Genomic DNA, 21,278 nt, shown 5'->3' with positions numbered 1-21,278 from the left:
AGGACGGCTTCAAGGACAGCGACGACGACGACGTCCAGGACGCCGATGCGATCACCTACACGCTCGGCGTAAGCGCACTGAATGGCGTGGACAGCGGCCTGGTGGACACCCTGTCGGGCAACAAGATCTACCTGTTCCTGGAAGGCGGCGCGGTCGTCGGCCGGGTCGGCACCGCCAGCGCTGCCAATGCGGCCGGGGCCGTGGCGCTCACCATCGCGGTGGTGGCCAATACCGGCAACGTGACGCTGACCCAGAACCGTGCGCTGGTGCACGACGATCCGCTCGACCCGCTTGAGACCGGCGCGTCCGCGGCAGGCTTGTTGGCGGCCAATCTGGTGACACTGACGGCCACCGTCACCGACGGCGATGGCGACACCGCCACGGCGACGCGCAACATCGGTGACGCCTTCAAGTTCGAGGACGACGGCCCGGCGCTGGCCTTCGGCAACCTGATCGGCACCGGCACCACTCTTGCGCAATACGGCTTCTGGAACATGGCGGCCGGTGCCGACGGGCTGGGTGCGGCCGGGCTGGATATTGCGCTGGAGAGTGTCACCCTGGTCAGGCCCGACAGCACGACCGTGGAGGGGAGCGGCACGCTCACCGAGCAGACGCCCTCACCGGATGGCACTGGTGCATACCAGTTCGCCGGGACCCTGAGCGGCGATTTCAACAACAACGGGGTGGAGGATGATCCCAGCATCGACTTCACGCTGACCGCCTTTACCGATGGCACCTATGCGCTGGATCTGGTGCAAGGCTTCAGCTCGGAAATCGTCCTCAGCAGCGCCGACGGCTCGCTCGGCGCCGGCGGTCCCGACCCGGTACGCACCTTGTTGATCCCGCCGCAGAACCCACCAACCATTCCTTCGCCATCCGAGGAGATTGTCTTCTTTGGCGTCAACGCGACCACCTCCGCCAGTGACATATTGACCGCCATCGGGCCGGGAGCGCCCGACCTCACCGAAGCGCAGATAGAGAGCGGCGGGTTTGCTTTCCTCGGCAGCGCGAACATGAACGTCAGTACCTCCGGCATCGGCATCGGCAACAACAACCTGGACGGCAACGGCACGGCCGGCATCAATGCCGGCGACGAGAGTTTCGTCATCAACCCGGAGACCCTGTTGACGGGCATGAAAGTCTTCATCGACAACTCGGTGCAAGGCTACAACCCGGCAACGGAAGAGCTGTACTACCGGATCTTCTACGCTGACGAACCGAGCTCGGCTCAGATCAAGGTTGAAGCCGCCGACCTGACCGCAGAGGCCGGAGGCCAGATGTCCTTCCTCGTCGAGACGGAGGGCAGCAGGCTGATCGACGCCGTTCAGCTGACGATGGGCCTGGGCACGATCAAGATCCCGGTGATCGAGTTCATCCAGGCGACCGAGAACCTGGCCAGCGATATCCAGCTGGCGTTCAGCGCGACGCTGACGGACGGCGATGGGGACAAGGCGAGCAGTAGCTTCGACGCCAAGCTGTTCGCCAACGATCCGGTCGACGCGCTGTTCGACTACTCGCTGGTTGGTACGAACGATGAGCAGGATGCCTTCAACATCGATCTGTCAGGCGTCGAGAACCTGTACCAGGTCACCGGCTTCGATGCGAATGCGAGCCCCGGTCTGCGCGACACGCTGGTGCTCATCGGCGACCAGAACGCCGTCGCCCAACCGATCGACTACATCGGCGACGACAGCATCGTGACGGTTGAGGAGTCGGGCGGGCAAACAACCACCATCACCGTGGTCGGGGTCGCCCTTGAGGCCAACGACATTGTCATTGCCTGAGGCATCGCACGCGTGAACGGATGCGAGGGTGGCGTGGAAACCACCCTCGCATTGCTTCTGGCAGTTCCGCTATGCGATCCGCACGATCACATCCGCTGTGGGTTCGCGGGCACCACGAGAATTGAAGAGCGCGGCGGCGTGCCTACAGGTTCACGCGGCAGGCAACAACGAGACGACATTCCCCTCAACCCGGACACCCTGCGGCAGGCCACCGACAACCAGGGCGACGGCCTGGGCGCCCCAACGGGGTGTCAGATCTTGTTTTGGCGTAAAGCTCAGTCCAATTCCACCCACACGGACTCGGGCGGTTCGTCGTTGTTGGTGAGCCCGTGTTTCAGTGCATACATCAGCAAGTCGACGCGGTTGATGAGATTGAGCTTGTGATAGATGTTGCTGAGGTGGTTGTGCACGGTGTGCTCGCTAATGCCCAGACGCCCGGCAATACTCATGTATTTGGCGGACGGATCCCCCACGATGGCACGAATCAGTTCCCTCTCACGTAGCGTCAGCTGCGCCTGTTTCGCCTGTTCCAGATTGCATTTCAAGGGTATATGCCCGGTCGCGGCATAGCCGGAAAGCCCGCTGGCCCAGGCTCTACCCAGTCCGTTGTGGCGATGGTGGACCTTGATGACGGCCTGAATGATCGACTCCGTCGGGTCTTCCGCCAGCACTATACCGCGAGCGCCCGCCTCTATCGCCCGGGCAACGGGAACGGCTTCGTACAGCCCCTTGAGCACCAGCACTTTCATTTCGGCGTTGCGGGTCAGCCCTGCGATGACCTTCAGCGGGTTCAGCGCATCCGGAAAGAAACTGAAAAAAATGACATCGGGACTCAGCTGATCGGCGAGATCCAGCGCCCGGGTATAGGACGTGGCCTGAGCGCACACTTCCATCCGGGGCTTCCTGGCATTGATCAGGTCGTGAAGCCCCGTGAGAACGAGGGGACGACAATCGATCAGCATCACCTGGATCGGTTTTCTGCGGGACGACATTAGCTTCTTCGCTCCCTTGAAAAATGAACTTTGGCCACTGCCCGCTGGCCTTCCAGGGTCGGCAACTCGCTCATCTGGCCAGCGCGATTGAAGGACAGATGCGAGCGCCTACAGGCATTGGCGGTGCCCGCCCGGGTATTGGCGACCAGGGTTTCACCCGCTGCACCGGCAGGGATTGCGGACGCCTCCAAAAACCGAGCAAACACAGCGAGACAGCGAGACGGCAAAATATGAATAGTTATCAATAACTTGAGCATGATAATGATGTGCAGCCGCTTGCCGGTGAACTGAGTCTAGGTCAGCCCGGCGCGCTGTCAGCCCCCTCATCCGCCAGTCGCCGGCTCAAGCCCCGCATGGGTAGCCCGGCCTATGTTCCCATGGGGTGCCACCACCCCTCGGAAATCAAGGTCTTAGGCTCGCCACGGGCGACCTGCGGGCAAACTCTGCCCTCAACCGAAATCGTCAATTAACCGACGAATGGAGGACTTGAAAGCACAAGAGCACCGATATCGTCAACTTCCCGACAAGCCTCGTATCACCGCGCCACCCGATAAGAGAAAGGAAGGGTGAAAAGAGGCTCGCGGTAGAGACGGTGGTGCAAGCCCTCTTGGTTACTTTTGACGGGGCCGGCCGGGCGATTGCCCGAAGTGACTCGCCGCAGCGAAGTAACAGCCGCAGGCTGGCCCGAAGGGCGAGCGACGCGAGTAAACCAAGACGTGAGACTCATGCAAAAGCGGCGGGTGCACTACATAAAGCAAAGCTTCGCGACCAAGACCCCTGCCACCAAGAGCCGGCCCGGTGGCAACCATGCAGGCGATTGCAGGACTCATGCGCGGGTTAAGGCAGTTCAACCAGCACGCCGCGCCCCTTCGCCGACGAACAGCCGATGGCTATCGCTACGCTCAACCTACGCGGCCTGACTCATCCGTAACTACATAGCCATCCGACGCAACCGGTGGACAACGCTGCGCGGCTATCCACGGGACGGAAATCCAGCCTACCGTTCAGCGCGTTTGACGCCCATCTGCGTACCCAGCAGCAGCCCGGCGAAGATCAGCCCGCCGCCCAGCCAGTGGAAGGCCTGCAGGCCTTCGCCCAGCAGCAGCCAGCCGAGTACGGCGGTGAACACCGGCATCAGGTAGTTGGACAGTGCCGCCCTGGCCGCGCCGAGCACGCGTACGCCGTGGTTCCAGGCGAGGTAGGCGACCAGCGAGGCGAACACAGCCGTGTAGGCGATGGCGCCGAGGTTGCCTGGGGTGACGGCGAAGCGCGCGCCCTGGCTCAGCTCATAGAGATAGAACGGCAGGATCAGCGGCACGCCGAGCAGCATCAGCATGCCGAGCAGGGCCAGCGCCGGGATCGGCAGCAGATAGCTGGCCCAGCGCCGCAATAGCAGCGAATACAGCGCCCAGTCGGCCACGGCCAGGAGCATGATCAGGTCACCGCGATTGAACGACAGCGTCGTCAGGGTCGCCCAGCTACCGCGGGTAATCAGCACCAGCAGACCGACCGCCGCCAGGCCCAGGCCCCACCAGGCGCGGCGTTGCGGCCATTCGCCGAGCAGCAGACCGGCGCCGATAAAGGTCATCAGCGGCAGGCAGGTGTTGACCAGGGTGATGTTGATCGCCGCAGTGGTCTGCGCGGCGCTGTAGAGCATCGAGTTGTAGCCGGCGATGCCCAGGCCGCCGAGCACCAGCAGGCGCCAGCCGGCCGCACGCAGCTGCGGACGATGGCGCCACAGCGGCGCCAGGACGAAGGGCAGCAGCAGGCTCAGGGCCAGGCACCAGCGCCAGAACGACAGGGCCAAGGGCGGGATTTCGCCGGAAAAGGCGCGCGCCACCAGGGCATTGCCCGACCAGCAGAGCACCGCCAGCAGCAGGCCGAGCGTGGCCAGGCTGCGCGAACTGTGCAGCACCTCAGCTCTGGCCGAGCGGGCGCAGGCGGTATTGCGGCGGCAGCTGTTCGATGCCGCTGACGGTGACGTTGAGGTTCTTCCAGCGGCCGTCCTTGATCCCGTAGATGCAGCCGTGCACCGACAGCTCCTGGCCGCGATGCCAGGCGTTCTGCACGATAGTGGTGTGGCTGACGTTGGCCACCTGCTGGATCACGTTGAGCTCGCACAGGCGGTCGACCCGCTCCTCCTCGCTCGGCAGTTGCGCCAGGTGCTCGCGGTGTTCGTAATACAAATCGCGGATGGTCCGCAGCCAGCCATCGATCAGACCGTACTGGGCGTCCTGCATGGAGGCACGCACACCGCCGCAGCCATAGTGACCGGTGACCAGGATGTGCTTGACCTTGAGTACGTCGACCGCGTATTGGATCACCGACAGGCAGTTGAGGTCGGTGTGCAACACCACATTGGCGACATTGCGATGGACGAACAGGTCGCCCGGCAACAGGCCGACGATCTCATTGGCCGGCACCCGTGCATCGGAGCAGCCGATCCACAGGTACTCCGGTGCCTGCTGGCGGGCCAGCTTGGCGAAGAAGGTCGGGTCTTCCTGATTGATCGCCTCGGCCCAACGCGCGTTGTTGTCGAAGAGGTGTTGTAAGTCGCTCATGTCGTCTGCTCCCTATAATGCCGAAGCGCACCATACGGAGCGCATGTGGCCTTTGACAAGCCGCTTGGCGTTGCGGTCACAGTCGGCGTCCCCACTGCCCCCAGAGTAGTGCGCGGCCCAGATCCTGCGTTTATGGGCAGGCCCGGATTGTAGTTCTGTGGGCGGCCCGACCTCGGGGCGAGCTCTTAGCCTGCGCACGCCAGGCGATAACTGGGCAGCCCTGCGGGCTGCATTCGCCGCGGGGTCGCGCCTCCCACACGTTGCGCGACATTACCCCCGGATGCAATCCGGGCCACGAAGAGGCATCCGCCAAACGACGGATGCCAGGCTCAGTCGATCAGGGTACAGGCCATCACCAGGGCATCTTCGCGGCCACCCACAGCCGGGTAGTAATCGCGGCGCCGGCCGATTTCATTGAAACCGTAACGCTCGTACAGGCGATAGGCCGACTGGTTGCTGGCGCGCACTTCGAGGAAGCATTCGCCAGCCCTGAGTTCCATGGCGCGTTGCATCAAGCGCTCCAGCAGCAGCAAGCCGAAGCCGCGACCCTGGCTCTCCGGCTTGATGGTGATATTGAGCAGATGGGCCTCGTCGATGATCACGTTGATCACGCCGTGGCCGACCTGCTGCTGCCCCTCGAACATCACCCAGCAATCGTAGGACTTGAGGCTGTCGAGGAAGATGCCGCGGGTCCAGGGATGGCTGAACGCGGCGTACTCGATCTTCAGCACGGCCTCGATATCCGCCTCGGTCATCGGACGGAAAGAAATCGCATCACTCATTCGGGGGACTCAACAGGCGGTTGATACATGGGCGAAGGGGCGCAGACCAGGCAATACTCGACGTGCTCAAGAGGTTGCCAGCCAGCGTTGCCGCACCCGGCGCATGGCTTGCCACAGCTCGGCCTTGCGCAGCGGCTCGTCCATCAGCAACTCCAACCCCGGCAGCGCCCAGGCCGCACCCAGGCCGTCGACCTGCAACTCGCGGTTGTAGGCCTCGGCATCGGCGTCGCCGGCGAAGCGGATGGCCGGCAAGCCGACCAGCCACAGGCAGGTGCAGGGTTGCTGTTGTTCCAGGCGCGCGGCGACAAAGCTCTGTACGTAATCCAGTGCTGCCTGCGGCCCCTGATCCATGCTACCGCGCGCCAGCAATGGCCAGCGTACCGGCTCACCGACCAGTTGCGGGCTGTCCGGCAGGCCGGCGGCGCGCAGCAGGTCCTTGAGCAGCAGGTAGGCCGGATCGCGCCCCTGCAAGGGCTCGCCGGTGGGCAGTTCGACCAGCAGGGCGCAGTCGCCGGCGCGCAACAGCTGCAGGGCAAAACGCGGCGGCGGTGCAGCCAGTGGCTTGGCCGCTACGACTGTCTCTGCCTCAGCGGCGGCGTCCGCTTTGGCGTTACGCGGAACGCTGCCGGGCCGCGGCACCTCGATCCTCGGCCGCTCGACCAGCGGCTCGGGCCTGCTCGGCAGCACAGGCTCGCTGGCGGGCGCAGCGGCCGGCACCTCCGGCTCCGGCGGCTGCAGCAGCTCCGGGCGCGAGGGCGCGGCAAAAGGCAGTTCCACGCGCGGCAGCCAGCTGGCCACCTGCATGGCACTCAGATAGGCACGACGCCGCAGCTCTGCAATCAAACGTCAGCCACCTGCGGATGCGCCTTGTGCCCGGCCTGCATCAGGTTGAGGGCATTGATATAGGCCTTGGCCGACGCCACCAGGATGTCGGTGTCGGCACCATTGCCATTGACGATGCGCCCGGCCTTTTCCAGGCGCACGGTGACTTCGCCCTGGGAGTCGGTGCCTTCGGTGATGGCGTTGACCGAGTACAGTTGCAGGCTGGCCTGCGAACTGGCAATCGACTCGATGGCCTTGAAAGTCGCGTCCACCGGACCGGAGCCTTGCGCGGTCGCCCTGCGCTCCTGGCCAGCGACGCTGACCACGATCTGCGCCTGCGGCACTTCGCCGGTTTTGCTCGCCACTTCCAGGCTCAGCAGTTTGAAGTGCTCGGGGGCTTCGGCGCTCAGGCTGTCGGAAACCAGCGCCTGCAGGTCTTCGTCGAAGATTTCGTGCTTCTTGTCGGCCAGATCCTTGAAACGGGCAAAGGCGGCATTCAGTTCGCCCTCGCCAGCCAGGACGATACCCAACTCCTCCAGCCGCGAGCGAAACGCCGCGCGCCCGGAATGTTTGCCCATGACCATCTTGTTGGCATTCCAGCCAACCGACTCGGCGGACATGATCTCGTAGGTTTCCCGGTGTTTGAGCACGCCATCCTGGTGAATACCCGATTCATGGGCGAAGGCGTTGGCGCCGACGATGGCCTTGTTCGGTTGCACCGGGAAGCCGGTGATACCGGAGACCATGCGCGAGGTGCTGAGGATGTGCGGGGTGTCGATGCGGGTGTGCACGCCGAGCAGGTCTGCGCGGGTCTTGATCGCCATGACGATCTCTTCCAGCGCGGCGTTGCCGGCACGCTCGCCGAGGCCGTTGATGGTGCACTCCACTTGCCGGGCACCGGCCACCACGGCGGCCAGAGAGTTGGCCACGGCCAGCCCCAGATCGTTATGGCAGTGCACGGAGAACACCGCCTTGTCGGCATTGGGAACGCGTTCGAGCAACTGCCGGATCATGTCAGCGTACTGGTGCGGAATCGCGTAACCGACGGTATCCGGAATGTTGATGGTGCGCGCGCCGGCATCGATCGCCGCTTCGATGATGCGGCAGAGGAAATCGATTTCCGAACGCCCGGCGTCTTCGCAGGAAAATTCGACATCGCTGCACAGGTTGCGCGCGCGCTTGACCGCATGCACCGCCTGCTCGACCACCTGATCCGGCTGCATGCGCAGCTTGTACTGCATGTGGATCGGGCTGGTGGCGATGAAGGTGTGGATACGCCCGGAGTTGGCGCCGGCCAGCGCTTCGGCGGCGCGGTCGATGTCGGCGTCGAGGGCGCGCGACAGGCTGCACACGGTGCTGTCCTTGATGGCGTCGGCAATCGCCTTGACCGCGGCGAAGTCGCCCGGGCTGGCGATGGCGAAGCCGGCCTCGATCACGTCGACACGCAAGCGCTCCAGAGCCTTGGCGATGCGCAGCTTCTCTTCACCGGTCATGGAGGCGCCGGGGCTCTGCTCGCCATCGCGCAGCGTGGTGTCGAAGATGATGACGCGGTCGTTGCTGCTCATGCTGGTTTCCTCACGGATGCGCAGAAGCACAGGCCCGGCATCGGGGCCCATGTCGATAGGCTGTGATTGTCGCGTGAAATGCGCCGGGCGGGAAGCGCGGCGCACGCCTGCGCAGCGTCGCGGCTAAAGCCCCTCCCACGGAGCCGGAAACAAAACGCCCGCCAAATGGCGGGCGCTGGGCTTGGATAGAGCCTTTACCACTGATGGGTATCACTGCGCTCAACCCATCCTACGGTCTGATTGAGCGAGCTAGAGTCCTGCAAGGCAAAAAACAGGCGAAGAAGCGGAGTGTACTTTTGTACATGAGCATTCTGAGCCTGTTTTTAACGCAGCAGGGCCGACGCGCAGCCGATCAGAGGGCTTGATCCCAGGGGCGGTCGCCGTTGGCGTCCTTGATCCGGGTCGGCAGGCCCATTACATCGAGCAGCTTGAGGAAGGGTTCGGCCGGCAGCTGTTCGACGTTGGCCATGCGCGCCACGTCCCAGTCGCCACGGGCGACCAGCAGAGCGGCGGCGACCGGCGGTACCCCGGCGGTGTAGGAGATGCCCTGGCTGTCGGTCTCGGCATAGGCATCGGCGTGGTCGGCGACGTTGTAGATGAACAACTCGACCGGCTGGCCGTCCTTACGGCCCTTGACCAGGTCACCGATGCAGGTCTTGCCGCTATAGCCCGGGGCCAGCGAGGCCGGGTCCGGCAGCACGGCCTTGACCACTTTCAGCGGCACCACTTCGAGGCCTTCGGCGGTTTTCACCGGCTGCTCGGAAAGCAGGCCGAGATTCTTCAGCACGGTGAACACATTGATGTAGTGCTCGCCGAAACTCATCCAGAAGCGCACATTGGGCACGTTCAGGTGTTTGGACAGGGAATGCACTTCGTCATGCCCGGTCAGGTACAGATTCTGTTCGCCGACCACCGGCAGGTCGTCGGTGCGTTTGACCTCGAACATCTTGTTGCTGGTCCACTGGCTGTTCTGCCAGCTCCAGACTTGCCCGGTGAATTCGCGGAAATTGATTTCCGGATCGAAATTGGTGGCGAAGTACTTGCCGTGGGAACCGGCGTTGACGTCGAGGATGTCGATCGACTCGATGCTGTCGAAGTACTGCTGTTGCGCCAGTGCGGCATAGGCATTGACCACACCCGGATCGAAACCGACGCCGAGGATGGCGGTCACGCCTTTTTCCTGGCATTCGGCCAGTTGCTTCCACTCGTAGTTGCCGTACCAGGGCGGCGTTTCGCAGACCTTGCCCGGTTCTTCGTGGATGGCGGTGTCCAGGTAGGCGGCGCCGGTGTCCATGCAGGCGCGCAGCACCGACATATTGAGGAAGGCCGAGCCGACATTGATGACGATCTGCGATTCGGTCTCGCGGATCAGTGCCTTGGTTGCTTCAATATCCAGCGCATTCAAGGCGTAGGCCTGGATTTCGGCCGGCTGTTTGAGGCTGCCTTTGGCCTGGACGCTGTCGATGATGGCCTGGCATTTGGAGATGTTGCGCGACGCGATGGCAATACGACCAAGTTCGTCGTTGTGCTGCGCGCACTTGTGGGCCACCACCTTGGCGACACCTCCTGCACCAATGATCAGAACATTCTTCTTCAATTTCTGTGTACCTCCTTTAACCGCCGGCCTTCAGGAAAGGCTGGACAGGTAGTCGTCAAAACCAAATTCACGAACCACCTCGACGCTGCCGTCGAGCTGTCGCACTGCAATAGACGGCATTTTAAGGCCGTTGAACCAGTTTTTCTTGACCATGGTGTAACCCGCTGCGTCGAGAAACGACAGTCGATCGCCGATGGCCAGCGGACGATCGAACTGGTATTCGCCGAAGATGTCGCCGGCCAGGCAGGATTTGCCGCACACCATGTAGCTGTGCTCGCCGCCTGAGGGGGCCATCTTGGCATCGAGCCGGTAGATCAACAGATCGAGCATGTGCGCTTCGATGGAGCTGTCGACCACGGCCAGATTCTTGCCGTTGAACAGGGTGTCGAGCACCGTGACTTCCAGGGAGGCGCTCAGGGTGATGGCCGCCTCGCCCGGCTCCAGATAAACCTGCACGCCATAGGTGTCGGCGAACGTCTTCAGGCGCGCGCAGAAGCGATCCAGCGGGTAGCCTTCACCGGTGAAGTGGATGCCGCCACCGAGGCTGACCCACTGCACCTGATGCAGCAGATGGCCGAAACGCTCCTCGATGGTGCCGAGCATCTGCTCGAACAGCTCGAAGCTGGCGTTCTCGCAGTTGTTGTGGAACATGAAGCCGGAGATCTTATCCATCACCCCGGCGATCTTTTCCGGGTCCCACTCGCCGAGGCGGCTGAACGGGCGCGCCGGGTCGGCCAGCAGGTAATCGGAGCTGCTCACCTGCGGATTGACCCGCAAGCCGCGCACCTTGCCGGCGGACGCCTCGGCGAAGCGCTCGAGCTGGCCGATCGAGTTGAAGATGATCTTGTCGCAGTTGACCAGCATCTCGTCGATTTCGTCGTCGGCCCAGGCCACGCTGTAGGCGTGGGTTTCGCCGGCGAACTTCTGCCGACCGAGCTTGAGCTCGTACAGCGACGACGAGGTGGTGCCGTCCATGTACTGCTGCATCAAGTCGAACACCGACCAGGTGGCGAAGCACTTGAGCGCCAGCAGCGCCTTGGCGCCGGACTGCTCGCGCACATAGGCGATCTTCTCGAGATTGCCCAGCAGCTTTTGCTTGTCGATGAGGTAGTACGGCGTCTTGATCATCTGCGTGTCTATGCCCTGAGTGCTATACAAGGTCGGCCGGCAGGAAATCAGCAGTGCCGACCCCCTCCCCAAAAAGTGGAGGCGAATTGTGCCGATTACCGGCGAATATCGAAAGAGCAATGGGGATATTTCGTCCGACAACCGACCGCTGGCGACGCTTAATTGCAAGCGCCGGCCGGCCGCAGTCCAGCTGGAGCGCCCGTAGCCTATGGTTGTGGGCGCCAGACAGGGTAAACAGCAGGGATGACCAATTGATGACGACAATGTGCCATACAGACGGCTCAGGTGCAGGTTACTGCGAGCCCAAGCGCCTCAGCCTTGACGAAACAAGCCGAGCAGGTGCCGGGCAATTGCCCCCTTGATCGCGCAGATACTCGGCGGCGAGCAGTGCACCAGCTGGAGCGGGTTGATACGGTGCAGGTGCAACGCCGGCATGCGCGCCTCGAACCCGCGCAGATCCTCCTTGATCAACACTGGCAGGAACGCCTCGCCCCTGGACCGGTAGCGCTGGATCAACAACCTGAGACCATCCTGAAACGGCAGTTCCTTGGACGCGACCAAGCGATTCTCACTGGGGACTTTCAGGTAGAGACCGGCGTAACCCAGGGTTTCGCCCGGCAGGATATGGATACCGGTGGGTTCTACCGCATGGGCCGGGATGTCATGGAAGGTCTCGCTCCAGCAGCGCTCGTCCGGGAGGATGGTGATGTCGCCATGATCGCTCGGCGGCGCCACGAAGCTGTAGCTGCTGTAGAGCGTTGCCGCATAAGCCGAATAGACACACAAGCGGTTCTCGAAGCGCTGCAGGAAGGCAATTGCCTCGCGACGGTCGGTGATGGCGTCGAGATCCCAGTCCAGGTCACGCTGATCCTGCAACTCGCGCCAACAGGCATCGACATAGGCGGCGGAAGTGGACGGCATAGGTTCGATCCCAGTTGGGGGGGGTTGATCTGCTCTCGCAGAAAACATGCCAGCAAATTCAGTCACTTGAATGGGGCTTCCAGCGCATCCAGCTAATCTGCCAACGACTGCGGCGGGCGCAAACTGCCGCATTGCGTCACCTGCACCAACAAAGCGCCTCCGATCGGTTCAGGCTCAATCGATTGCCGGTCGATGCAGTACAATCGGCGTTTTTCCCCGATTGAGCGACCGGCCTTCGATGATCGATCCCAAGCGCGTACTGCGCGCCCTTGCCGAACACTGGACGCTGCTCGAACCGCTCTGCGAGCGCTTCGATAGCGGCACCCTGAGCCTGATCGAGCTGCGTAAACAGCTGACGGCGCAGTTGCCGGAGAGCACGCCGGTGGATATTACCGCGCTGCTCGACCAGTGGATCCGCCTGGACATCCTGGTGCCGGTGGCCAAGAGCCCCAACCGCTTCGAGCTGAACGCGCAGATCCACGACTTCCTCGCCTACCTACGCCGCGAACACCGCCTGGGCCTGTGCCTGGAGATTGAGGCCTATTTGCGTCACCTCGAGCGCCTGGCCGGCTATATCAAGGACGCCTTCGAGGTACGCGACGCCGCCGACCTGACCCGTCAGCTGCGCCTGCTCGATATGCGCGTGCGTGACGTGCTGAAGAAGCTGGCCAACGACGAACAGGCGCTGGTCGCCGTGGCCGAGCGGGCCAAGACCAGCGACCGGCAGATCCCGCTGCGCCAGCGTTACGCCGAGGTGCTGGCGACCTGGGACGAATACGTCGAGCCGATGATCCAGCTGGTCGCCGCCGACGGCGCCTTCGAGCAGGGCGTCTATCGCGTCGAGCACGTGCTGCTGCGCCTGCTCGGCGAACAGCAGCGCCTCGGCCAGCTGGTCGACGACGACCTGCTGCTGCGCACCCACGCGCGCATCCTGGAGATGCAGACCACCGCCCAACTGACCCTGCGCCGCGCCCGCGAGCTGCTGCTGCCGCTGCGTGAGGAGGCGCGCCGGCACAATGCGGTGACCCGTGGCGCGGCCCTGGCCCTGGCGACGATCCGCCGTAAAGGTCTGGATGCGGTGCCGCAGGCATCCTTACCGCTATTCAGTCGGCCGCAGAGCACCTTTCTCGGTACCGCGTCGCAGGTCGAGGCCTATGTCTATGCCCTGGCCCGCTTCGAGCCGAAGCCGGCGCAATTCCCCAAGGCCAGCACTGCGCGCAAGGGCGAAGCACCGCGGGCGCCACGCACCGCCCGCGAGATGCTCGAACGCTGCGAACAGGCGTTGCCGCTGCCGGATTTGATGACCTGGCTGCTGGCGCAGGAGCCCGAAGGCGCTACCGACGAACTGCTGTATTGGTTCTCGCGCCTGTCGCGTGACGCGCGCTTCCAGCGCGAGCGCCTGGAACGCCGCGAGTACCTGACGGCCGAGCATCGGCTCAGCCTGAGCTCGTTCACCTTGCTCCGAACCATTCCGTAGGGTGCGCTGCGCGCACCGCAACCTAATTCATGGTGCGCACGGCGCACCCTACGCATAACGCGCTCAATGGATTGCCATGAATATCGACCTGAAAGAACTCACCCAACTGGCGCCGATCTTCCGCGAGCTGTTCAAGGGTTATCACGTCAGCCGCCGCGACCCGGAGCTTTACGCCCAGCTGTCCAACCAGCAGGACCAGTACCGCGCCCTGTTCAAGGCGCTCGGCTATGAGCTGGTCTGCGATAGCCGCGGCTTCTACTATTTCGTTCCCGAGCAGATGGGTGCTCAGGTCAACAAGACCGCGCAACGCCTGGCGCTGTTCACCTTCATCCTGGTCGAGCACCTGGCCGACCAGGGCCGCGACCCGCTGGCGGTGCTCGACGGCGGCAGCCTCGGCCGCGACGAATTGCCGGCTTTGCTCGACAAGTACCGCGACCTGTTCCTCCAGGCCGAAGTCACCACCATCGAGGAACTGGAAGAAAAAGTCATGCGTCGGCTAACCCAACTCGGCTTTGCCAGCGAGGAACACGGCATCTACCGCTTCCTCGCGCCCATGCATCGCTTCCTCGATGTCTGCCTCAGCGTGCAGCAGGACCGCGACCTGGCCGCGACGCTGCACAGCGCGTTGCCGCTGCCGACGCCGGTGCTGCTCGACGATGAAACCGAAGACGAGATCATCAGCCTCGCCGAGGCGGATGCCGACGAATCCGAAGAAGACGCCCTGGCCCGTGCCACGGCCGAAGAACGCGCCGTACAGGAGATAGACGCATGAGCCAGGAACGCTACGGCATCCGCCGCTTCGCCCTGCTGAACACCGCCGGCTACAGCCTCGGTCTGTTTCCCCTCGAAAACCCGCTGTCAGTATACGGCGCCAACAACCTGGGTAAATCCGCCTCGATCAACGCCCTGCAATTCCCGATTCTGGCGCGCATGTCGGACATGAGCTTCGGCAAGTACAGCCTGGAGCAGTCGCGCAAGTTCTACTTCGCCACCGACACCAGCTACATCCTCGTCGAAGTCGCCCTGCCCCACGGCCCTCATGTGATAGGCGTGGCCGGACGCGGGCCGGGCGGCGGCTTCGGTCACCAGTTCTTCGCCTACCAGGGCGAGCTGGACCTGGCCCACTACCAGAAGAACGGCACCTGCCTGCGTCAGCGCGAGTTGTTCAGCGCCCTGGAACGCGAGGGCATCAAGGCCTATGAACTGAAGCCGGAGGAACTGCGCCGCCTCTTGGTCGGCGGGCACACATCGATCCCGCTGGACCTGACCCTGATCCCGCTGCGCTCGACCAGCGAACAGAGCCTGAAGACCTTCCGGGCCCTGTTTATCAATCTGCTGCATATGCGCGAGATCACCGCGGCCAAGCTCAAGCAACTATTCCTCGATGCCTTCGAGCACAGCCTGCGCTCGGGCAGCGTCGACTATATCGCCGCCACAGAAGAGGCCTTTCGCGATGTGCGGCGCATGGAACAGGACTACCAAGCCCTGGTCAGCGCCGGCCCGCTGATCGAGGCGCTGGCCGCCGGCGTGGCCCAGCGCGAACAGCTGCGCGGCAAGCTGCATCGCCTGTCGCCACTACTCGACAGCCTGCTCGGTACCTGGCAGGACTATGCCGGTGCGCGCAAGGAAGAGTTGGTGATCCAGGCCGAGCATTACCGCGGCGAACAGGATGGCTTGCAGCACGAACAGCGCGGCGGTACCCAGGAGCTGATGCGCATGGAGCGCGAGATCAGCGAAATTCAGCGCTGGCTCGGCGAGCTGGCAGTACTGAAGAACCGTTTCGCCCTGGTCAGCGACGTGCAGGTGCTCGAAGCGCAACTGCTCGCCGCCAAAGATGCCCATGACGAGCTCGCTGGCGCCCTGGCACAGTCGCGGCAGTTCTCCAGCGAAGACCTCGACGAGCGCCTGCGCGATCTGGACAAACGTCTGAAGTCGGTCAAGCAGCAACTCGACCACGCCGATAACAACAGCTACTCACGCCTGCGCGAGGAATTCAGCCAGGCCGATGTCGACCGTTTGATGCGCCTGTTCAACGGTCAGCTGTTCAGCCTGCCGCTCGGCGACAAAGGCATCCAGGTGGCAGATGGCGACGCCTGGGTAAAATCCCTGGAAGCGATTCTCGACGGCTTCAAGGGCGAGCACTTCGAAGTGCCCGGCCTGTCCATCGACCTCTCGCATATCGAGCCTCCGGCACTCCAGGCTCTGGCAGACCGCGCGGCGCTGCGCGACCAGAAAGACCGTCTCGAGCGCGAATACAAACAGCTGAAAACCCAGCAAGCGGTAGCCGCCAACCGCGCCGCCAGTAAGGCCCAATCCGAACAGTTGTACCAGGCCGTGCTGGATGCGCAGAAAGCGCTGGAAGATTTCCGCCGCAGCCAGACCCTGGCGGTGGAAGAAAACGCCAAGCTGGAGCAGCTGGCGCAACTGGAAGCCGCCCAAGACGAGCTCAAGCGCAGCAGCGACGCCTTTACCGAGCGGGTGCAACAGCTGTCCGCCAAGCTGCAACTGGTCGGCCGTCAGTTGGCCGACCTGGAAGCCAAGCAGCGCACCCTGGAAGACGCGCTACGCCGCCGCCAGTTGCTGCCGGCCAATCTGCCGTTCGGCACGCCCTTTACCGATCCGCTGGACGACTCGCTGGACAACCTGCTGCCCCTGCTCAACGACTATCAGGACGCCTGGCAGAGCCTGCAGCGGATCGACGGACAAATCGACGCCTTGTATGCCCAGGTGCGCCTGAAAGGTGTGGCCAAGTTCGACAGCGAAGACAACGTCGAACGCCGCCTGCACCTGCTGGTCAACGCCTACGCGCACCGCCAGGACGAAGCGCTGACTCTGGTCAAGGCGCGCCGCGCCGCGGTCACCGATATCGCCCGCACCCTGCGCAACATCCGCAGTGACTACGACAACCTGGAACACCAGCTGGCCCTGTTCAACCGCGAGATCAACAAGCGCCAGGTCTCCAACCTGGAGAGCTTCCGTATCGTCCTGGCGCCGAACAAGGACGCGCTCAAGCACATCGACCAGATCATCTACAGTGCCGGCCAGTACGAACAAGGCGAAACCCTGTCGGTATTCGACCTGCAGCAGAGCAGCGAGCAGGACAGCAAGAACGAGGAAGCCAAGGAATATCTGGCGCGCCTGGTCGCCGCCAACCATAACCAGTTGGGTCTGAAGGATTTGTTCGAGTTGGCCTTCGAGATCACCAAGGTGCATGGTCAACCAGTGATCCACACCGACATCGACGGCGCGGCGTCGAACGGCACCACCATGACCATCAAGGCACTGACCAACATGTACCTGCTGCTGCACCTGATGGACCGCGAGCAGGCCGGGCGTATCCGCCTACCCTACTACCTCGACGAGGCGGCGGACATCGACGAGCGCAACCAGCAGGCGCTGATCGAGACCAGCCTGCAGCTGGGCTTCGTGCCGATCCTCGCCTCGGTCAAGCCGCAGGTCTCAGCCCACGTCGCCATCGACCTGGAAGGCGGCAGCGGGCCGAACGGTATCTATATCGACGAAGCAGACTGGAAATACATCCAGCGCCGGGAGACGGCCAGGTCAGAGGCCTGCGCCGAACCGGCCTGAATCCGCCAAGCAGTGACGCCAAGGGCCGCAATCGCGGCCCTTGTGCTATTCAGGCAAAGCGATTTTCGGCGCCCAGAGCAGCCATTCGTCCTGCGGCTCGTCGAACAGGGCGAAGGTCTGTCCCGGCCTGGCCTGCGCGCCCATCTGTTCCAGCTCCGGGGTAGCGAAGGCGACGCCGCCGGCGATCAAGGTTTCCAGGGACTCGCTGCGCACCTTCACGCCCTTGAACAGGCCAGCCTCGACACCGATACCGGAGGTGTTCCAGAAGCGACTGCCGGTGCGCACCAGGCCGGCATAGCGGGGCTCGATGAGGATGTGGATCAACACCCGGTCGGCGCTCGGACCGAGCTCGAAATTGGTCACCTTGCCTACCTGCACCTCGCGGTAGGTCACCGGCACACCTGGCTTCAGCGAATTGCGCCGCGCCGCACTGAGCACCAGACGCAGGCCGAGCTCGCGCAACGCCTGATTCGGCGGCTCGTCCAGGGCAACGAAGTCGGTTTGCTTGCTTGCCGCCTTGTCCGCCGGCAGCACTTCCAGGTACTGGCCGCTGACCAGGGTTTCCAGGTTGGCCGCCCGCGTCAGGCTGACCTCGGGCCTGACCACCCAGAACTGCGTGCCGGTGCGAGCGATCTGCTGGGTGGCCTGGGTGATCCGGGCATGCAGGATGACGCTTTGCAGGTCATCGCTCAGATCGATGCTTTCGACCTTGCCGACCTCCAGGCCCTTGTAGCGAATTGCCGTACCCGGGCTCAGGCCATCGCCGCGCGGCAAGCGGATGGTGATCGCCTGGCCACTTTGCAGGGCGCTTTCGCGACTCTCGTACAGGTTGAAGCGCTGCACCCGCCTGGCCGCGACCGGCGCCTCCAGGTCACTGGTGTCGAAGGCGATACCGCCGGCCAACAGGGTCTGCAGCGACTCGCTCTTCACCTCGACCCCGGACAGACCGCCGCGCAGGGTGATACCGCTGGCGTTCCAGAAGCGCGTGCTGCTGTTCACCAGAGAGGTATATTCCGGCTCGATATGCACACCGAACGCTACCCGCTGGCGGTTGCGTGACAACTGCACGCTTTGCACCGAACCGACCCTCACCTGACGGTAGAGGATCGGGCTGCCGACCTCCAGCGAGCCGCGGTTGTCGCTGAACAGCACCAGGTGCAGGCCTGGCGCATCCAGGTTCAACGGCGGCGCCTTGGGCCGCGCCTCGAACTCGCGCTTGGCCGCCCCGCCCTTCTCTCCTGGCCGAATGGCGATGTAGTTGCCTTTCACCAAGGCTTCCAGGCCAGTGATACCGGCCAGCGAGATCGAGGGCTTGACCACCCAGAACTCGGTGCCCTCGACCAGATGGTCTTCGGTACGCGGATCGAGGGTCAGCTCAGCGGAGGCCCCGGTGAGGTCATCGTTTACTTTCAGAGTCTTCAAGGTGCCGGCCTGGATGCCGTTGTACAGTACCGGCGTGCGCCCCGCCTGCAACCCCTCGAAATCGGTCAGTTTGACCATCACCCTGATACCGGCTTGGGCCGAATCGAAATCCTCGTAGAGACGAAACGGGATGCTCGGGTCGGTCGGCGGGCTGTCGCCGCGGTGCTCCGGCGTGGCGAAGGCGATCCCTCCGGCCACAATGCTGGCCAATGACTCGCTACGTAGTTTGAAGCCCGACAGATCGGCATCGATGCTGACGCCGCTGGCGTTCCAGAAGCGCGTATGTTTACGCACCAGGCTGGCATAGGCCGGCTCGATAAACAGCTTTACCTCGACCGTGCTCTGGTCCTTAGCCAGCGCGTAGCTTTTCACTCGTCCCACCTGGATCTGTTTGTAGAACACCGGGCTGTCGCGGCCCAACGAGCCGAGACGTTCGGCCTTCAGGGTCAGGTGCAACCCCGGCTCGGTGTCCGCCAGCGGTGGCGCCTCACTGAGGGCGGTGAATACACGGGTCGGCTCACCGTCGCCCGGACTGGCTGTGATGTAGTTGCCCGAGACCAGGGTATCCAGGCCAGTAATCCCGGCCAGGCTGACACTCGGCTTGACCAGCCAGAACCGGGTACCCGTAAGCAGGTGCGGCTCGACTTCCTTGTCCACTTCGATGGTGGCGATTACGCCGCGCTTCTCGCCGCTGTCGTCCAGGATCAACGTGAGTACCTTGCCGATTGGCATCCCCTTGTAAATCACTTCGGTCTTGCCCGCCTGGATGCCCGCGCCACTCTCGAAAATCACCTGGATCTCGATACCTGCCGTGCTGTAGGCACGCCAGCCCAGCCAGCCGCCAATCAGCAGGGCAATCAGTGGTAATACCCAAATAGCCGACCAGTTCGAAGCAGGCCGCACCTTGGCCATCGGCAAATCATTCATGGTCATCATCCGAGTCCGTGTTATCCCAAATCAAACGAGGGTCAAAGGTCAAAGCGGCCAACATGGTCAGAATCACCACGCTGGCGAAGGCGACGGCACCGGCACCAGGCTCGATACTCGCCAGGCTCCCGAAGTTGACCACCGCCACCAGAATGGCGATGACAAAAATATCCAGCATCGACCAGCGGCCAATCCACTCGATAAAGCGGTACATCAGTATGCGCTGGCGCGCCGACATCGGCTGATGGCGTTGCACCGAATACAGCAGCAGGCCGATCCCCACCAGCTTGAAGGTAGGTACCAGAATGCTGGCGATAAATACCACGGCGGCAATCGGCAGCATGCCGTAGTTAACCAACTCGATTACACCCGACATGATGGTATCCGACTGACCCTTGCCGAGGGACTTGACCGTCATGATCGGCAGCAGATTAGCCGGGATATACAGAATCGCCGCCGTCAGCAGCAAGGCCCAGGTACGCACCAGGCTATTCGGCCGCCGCGCATGCAACCGCCCCCCACAACGGCTGCAGAACTGCTTGCCCGCGTCGCTCTGCAGCCGGTTGAGTTGATGACACTCATGGCAAATCAGCACGCCGGCATCAATCGCCCGCATGTTCATCCTCCCCGGACAAGGCTTCCCAGATCTGATGGGGCGACATGGTCACCTCCAGCCACACCTGCACCAATAGCAAAGCAATAAAACACAATAAGCCAAGACCCAAGGTCACTTCGGCCAGGTCGGCCAACTTGACCAGCGCCACCAGAATGCCCATCAGATAGACTTCGAGCATGCCCCAGTCGCGCAGGTGGTGATAGATGCGGTAGAGCAGCAAGCCATAACTGCGACCAATATTCAGACGAATGCTCAGCAGCACGGCGAACTGACAGAGCAACTTGAGCAGGGGCACCGCCATGCTGCAAAGAAACACCACCACAGCGATGCCCTGCATACCGCTGTTATACAGCCCCAGTACACCGCTCCATACCGTGTCATCATTTGCCTGGCCAAGCAGATTGAGCTGCATGATCGGTAGAAAATTTGCCGGCACGTACAACAGCAAAGCGGCGATCACCAACGCCATGCTGCGGCGTGCCACCTGCTGACGATGGGTGTACAACTCGTAGCCACAGCGCGGGCATTCCACTCGTTCGCCCTGATCGGCAGGCGGTTTGCGCATCAGCAGATCACATTCATGGCAGGCAATCAGCTGCTCAAGCTCCAGCTCGGAAAGTGCTTCAGAGAGTGCCGAATCGGGCATAGGAAGAACTCTGATAGAAATACGCCTAGGCATCATAGCCACGCGCTGTATTAGTTGCCTATCAAAGGCTTGCCCCCTGCGCATCAGGATTTTCCCTGCGCAAAGACAAACCCCCCACCTGCGCGAGCAGATGGGGGGTTTGGTTTTAGAAGCTTGACGATGACCTACTCTCACATGGGGAAACCCCACACTACCATCGGCGATGCGTCGTTTCACTACTGAGTTCGGGATGGGATCAGGTGGTTCCAACGCTCTATGGTCGTCAAGCAATTCGGGTGGTGCATCGTGCTGCTCTGATCGAGCGGTACGCTGCGCCAAAATGGGTCTGTGATAGACGGTAATACGTGTCTTGCAAATTTTCGGTTCGTTGCGGTCTTTACGTCTGACACACAAACAGCAAATTGTTTGGGTGTTATATGGTCAAGCCTCACGGGCAATTAGTATGGGTTA

The 21,278-nt window shown here is 62.8% G+C and carries 16 protein-coding genes and 1 rRNA gene; 4 read left to right on the top strand and 13 right to left on the bottom strand.

Annotated features, from left to right (window positions below; translation table 11 throughout):
- The coding region (locus tag BM315_RS20710) for a DUF5801 repeats-in-toxin domain-containing protein (protein WP_244527345.1) at positions 1-1,784 on the top strand (1,784 nt) is incomplete at its 5' end.
- A gap of 275 nt (positions 1,785-2,059) precedes the next feature.
- Here BM315_RS20710 and BM315_RS20705 read toward each other — a convergent pair.
- From BM315_RS20705 to BM315_RS20660, 9 genes are all read right to left on the bottom strand, one after another.
- Complete coding sequence (locus BM315_RS20705) at positions 2,060-2,776, bottom strand: response regulator transcription factor (RefSeq protein ID WP_090505054.1); 717 nt, start codon at positions 2,774-2,776, stop codon at positions 2,060-2,062.
- A 997-nt stretch (positions 2,777-3,773) separates the two neighbouring features.
- Positions 3,774-4,688, bottom strand: a complete 915-nt coding sequence (locus BM315_RS20695) for a DMT family transporter (RefSeq protein ID WP_090505104.1) — start codon at positions 4,686-4,688, stop codon at positions 3,774-3,776.
- A 4-nt stretch (positions 4,689-4,692) separates the two neighbouring features.
- On the bottom strand, positions 4,693-5,337 hold the full coding sequence (can, locus tag BM315_RS20690) for a carbonate dehydratase (RefSeq protein ID WP_090505048.1): 645 nt from the start codon (positions 5,335-5,337) through the stop codon (positions 4,693-4,695).
- Positions 5,338-5,666: 329 nt separating this feature from the next.
- Positions 5,667-6,119, bottom strand: coding sequence for a ribosomal protein S18-alanine N-acetyltransferase (gene rimI, locus BM315_RS20685; protein WP_090505045.1), 453 nt, complete (start codon positions 6,117-6,119; stop codon positions 5,667-5,669).
- A gap of 66 nt (positions 6,120-6,185) precedes the next feature.
- The gene (locus BM315_RS20680; RefSeq protein ID WP_090505041.1) at positions 6,186-6,962 is read right to left on the bottom strand and encodes an energy transducer TonB; all 777 of its coding nucleotides are present in this window, start codon (positions 6,960-6,962) and stop codon (positions 6,186-6,188) included.
- A complete protein-coding gene (locus tag BM315_RS20675; RefSeq protein ID WP_090505038.1) occupies positions 6,959-8,506 on the bottom strand; it encodes a 2-isopropylmalate synthase in 1,548 nt (515 codons plus the stop codon). Before BM315_RS20675 ends, BM315_RS20680 begins: the two co-directional genes overlap by 4 nt.
- Positions 8,507-8,858: 352 nt before the next feature.
- Positions 8,859-10,103 (bottom strand): saccharopine dehydrogenase family protein, encoded by a 1,245-nt coding sequence (locus BM315_RS20670; RefSeq protein WP_090505035.1) that lies wholly within the window; start codon positions 10,101-10,103, stop codon positions 8,859-8,861.
- Positions 10,104-10,133: 30 nt separating this feature from the next.
- On the bottom strand, positions 10,134-11,231 hold the full coding sequence (locus BM315_RS20665) for a carboxynorspermidine decarboxylase (protein WP_090505031.1): 1,098 nt from the start codon (positions 11,229-11,231) through the stop codon (positions 10,134-10,136).
- A 312-nt stretch (positions 11,232-11,543) separates the two neighbouring features.
- A complete protein-coding gene (locus BM315_RS20660; RefSeq protein WP_090505028.1) occupies positions 11,544-12,152 on the bottom strand; it encodes a hypothetical protein in 609 nt (202 codons plus the stop codon).
- A 238-nt stretch (positions 12,153-12,390) separates the two neighbouring features.
- On the opposite strand from BM315_RS20660, the gene mksB reads away from it, so the two are divergent.
- From mksB to mksF, 3 genes are all read left to right on the top strand, one after another.
- The gene (mksB, locus tag BM315_RS20655) at positions 12,391-13,629 is read left to right on the top strand and encodes an Mks condensin complex protein MksB (RefSeq protein ID WP_090505025.1); all 1,239 of its coding nucleotides are present in this window, start codon (positions 12,391-12,393) and stop codon (positions 13,627-13,629) included.
- 76 nt (positions 13,630-13,705) lie between these two features.
- Positions 13,706-14,401 carry an Mks condensin complex protein MksE gene (gene mksE, locus BM315_RS20650; protein ID WP_090505022.1) on the top strand — a complete coding sequence of 232 codons (696 nt, stop codon included), beginning with the start codon at positions 13,706-13,708 and terminating at the stop codon, positions 14,399-14,401.
- Positions 14,398-17,217 carry an Mks condensin complex protein MksF gene (gene mksF / locus BM315_RS20645; RefSeq protein WP_090505019.1) on the top strand — a complete coding sequence of 940 codons (2,820 nt, stop codon included), beginning with the start codon at positions 14,398-14,400 and terminating at the stop codon, positions 17,215-17,217. The genes mksE and mksF overlap by 4 nt, the downstream gene beginning before the upstream one ends.
- 45 nt (positions 17,218-17,262) lie before the next feature.
- Here the strand turns inward: mksF and BM315_RS20640 are convergent, their stop codons facing one another.
- The 4 genes from BM315_RS20640 to rrf all read right to left on the bottom strand — a co-directional run bounded on the left by BM315_RS20640 (position 17,263) and on the right by rrf (position 21,095).
- Complete coding sequence (locus tag BM315_RS20640; protein WP_090505016.1) at positions 17,263-19,566, bottom strand: PqiB family protein; 2,304 nt, start codon at positions 19,564-19,566, stop codon at positions 17,263-17,265.
- Complete coding sequence (locus tag BM315_RS20635; protein ID WP_090505013.1) at positions 19,559-20,182, bottom strand: paraquat-inducible protein A; 624 nt, start codon at positions 20,180-20,182, stop codon at positions 19,559-19,561. Before BM315_RS20635 ends, BM315_RS20640 begins: the two co-directional genes overlap by 8 nt.
- Positions 20,169-20,828, bottom strand: coding sequence for a paraquat-inducible protein A (locus BM315_RS20630; RefSeq protein ID WP_090505011.1), 660 nt, complete (start codon positions 20,826-20,828; stop codon positions 20,169-20,171). Before BM315_RS20630 ends, BM315_RS20635 begins: the two co-directional genes overlap by 14 nt.
- 151 nt (positions 20,829-20,979) lie before the next feature.
- Positions 20,980-21,095 (bottom strand): 5S ribosomal RNA (gene rrf / locus BM315_RS20625).
- Between the last annotated feature and the right edge of the window lie 183 nt (positions 21,096-21,278).

The organism is Pseudomonas borbori (genome assembly GCF_900115555.1).
In the GTDB taxonomy this organism is placed as follows: domain Bacteria; phylum Pseudomonadota; class Gammaproteobacteria; order Pseudomonadales; family Pseudomonadaceae; genus Aquipseudomonas; species Aquipseudomonas borbori.
Note: the sequence above shows the minus strand (reverse complement) of the source record. Positions and strands in the feature narration are given on the sequence as shown.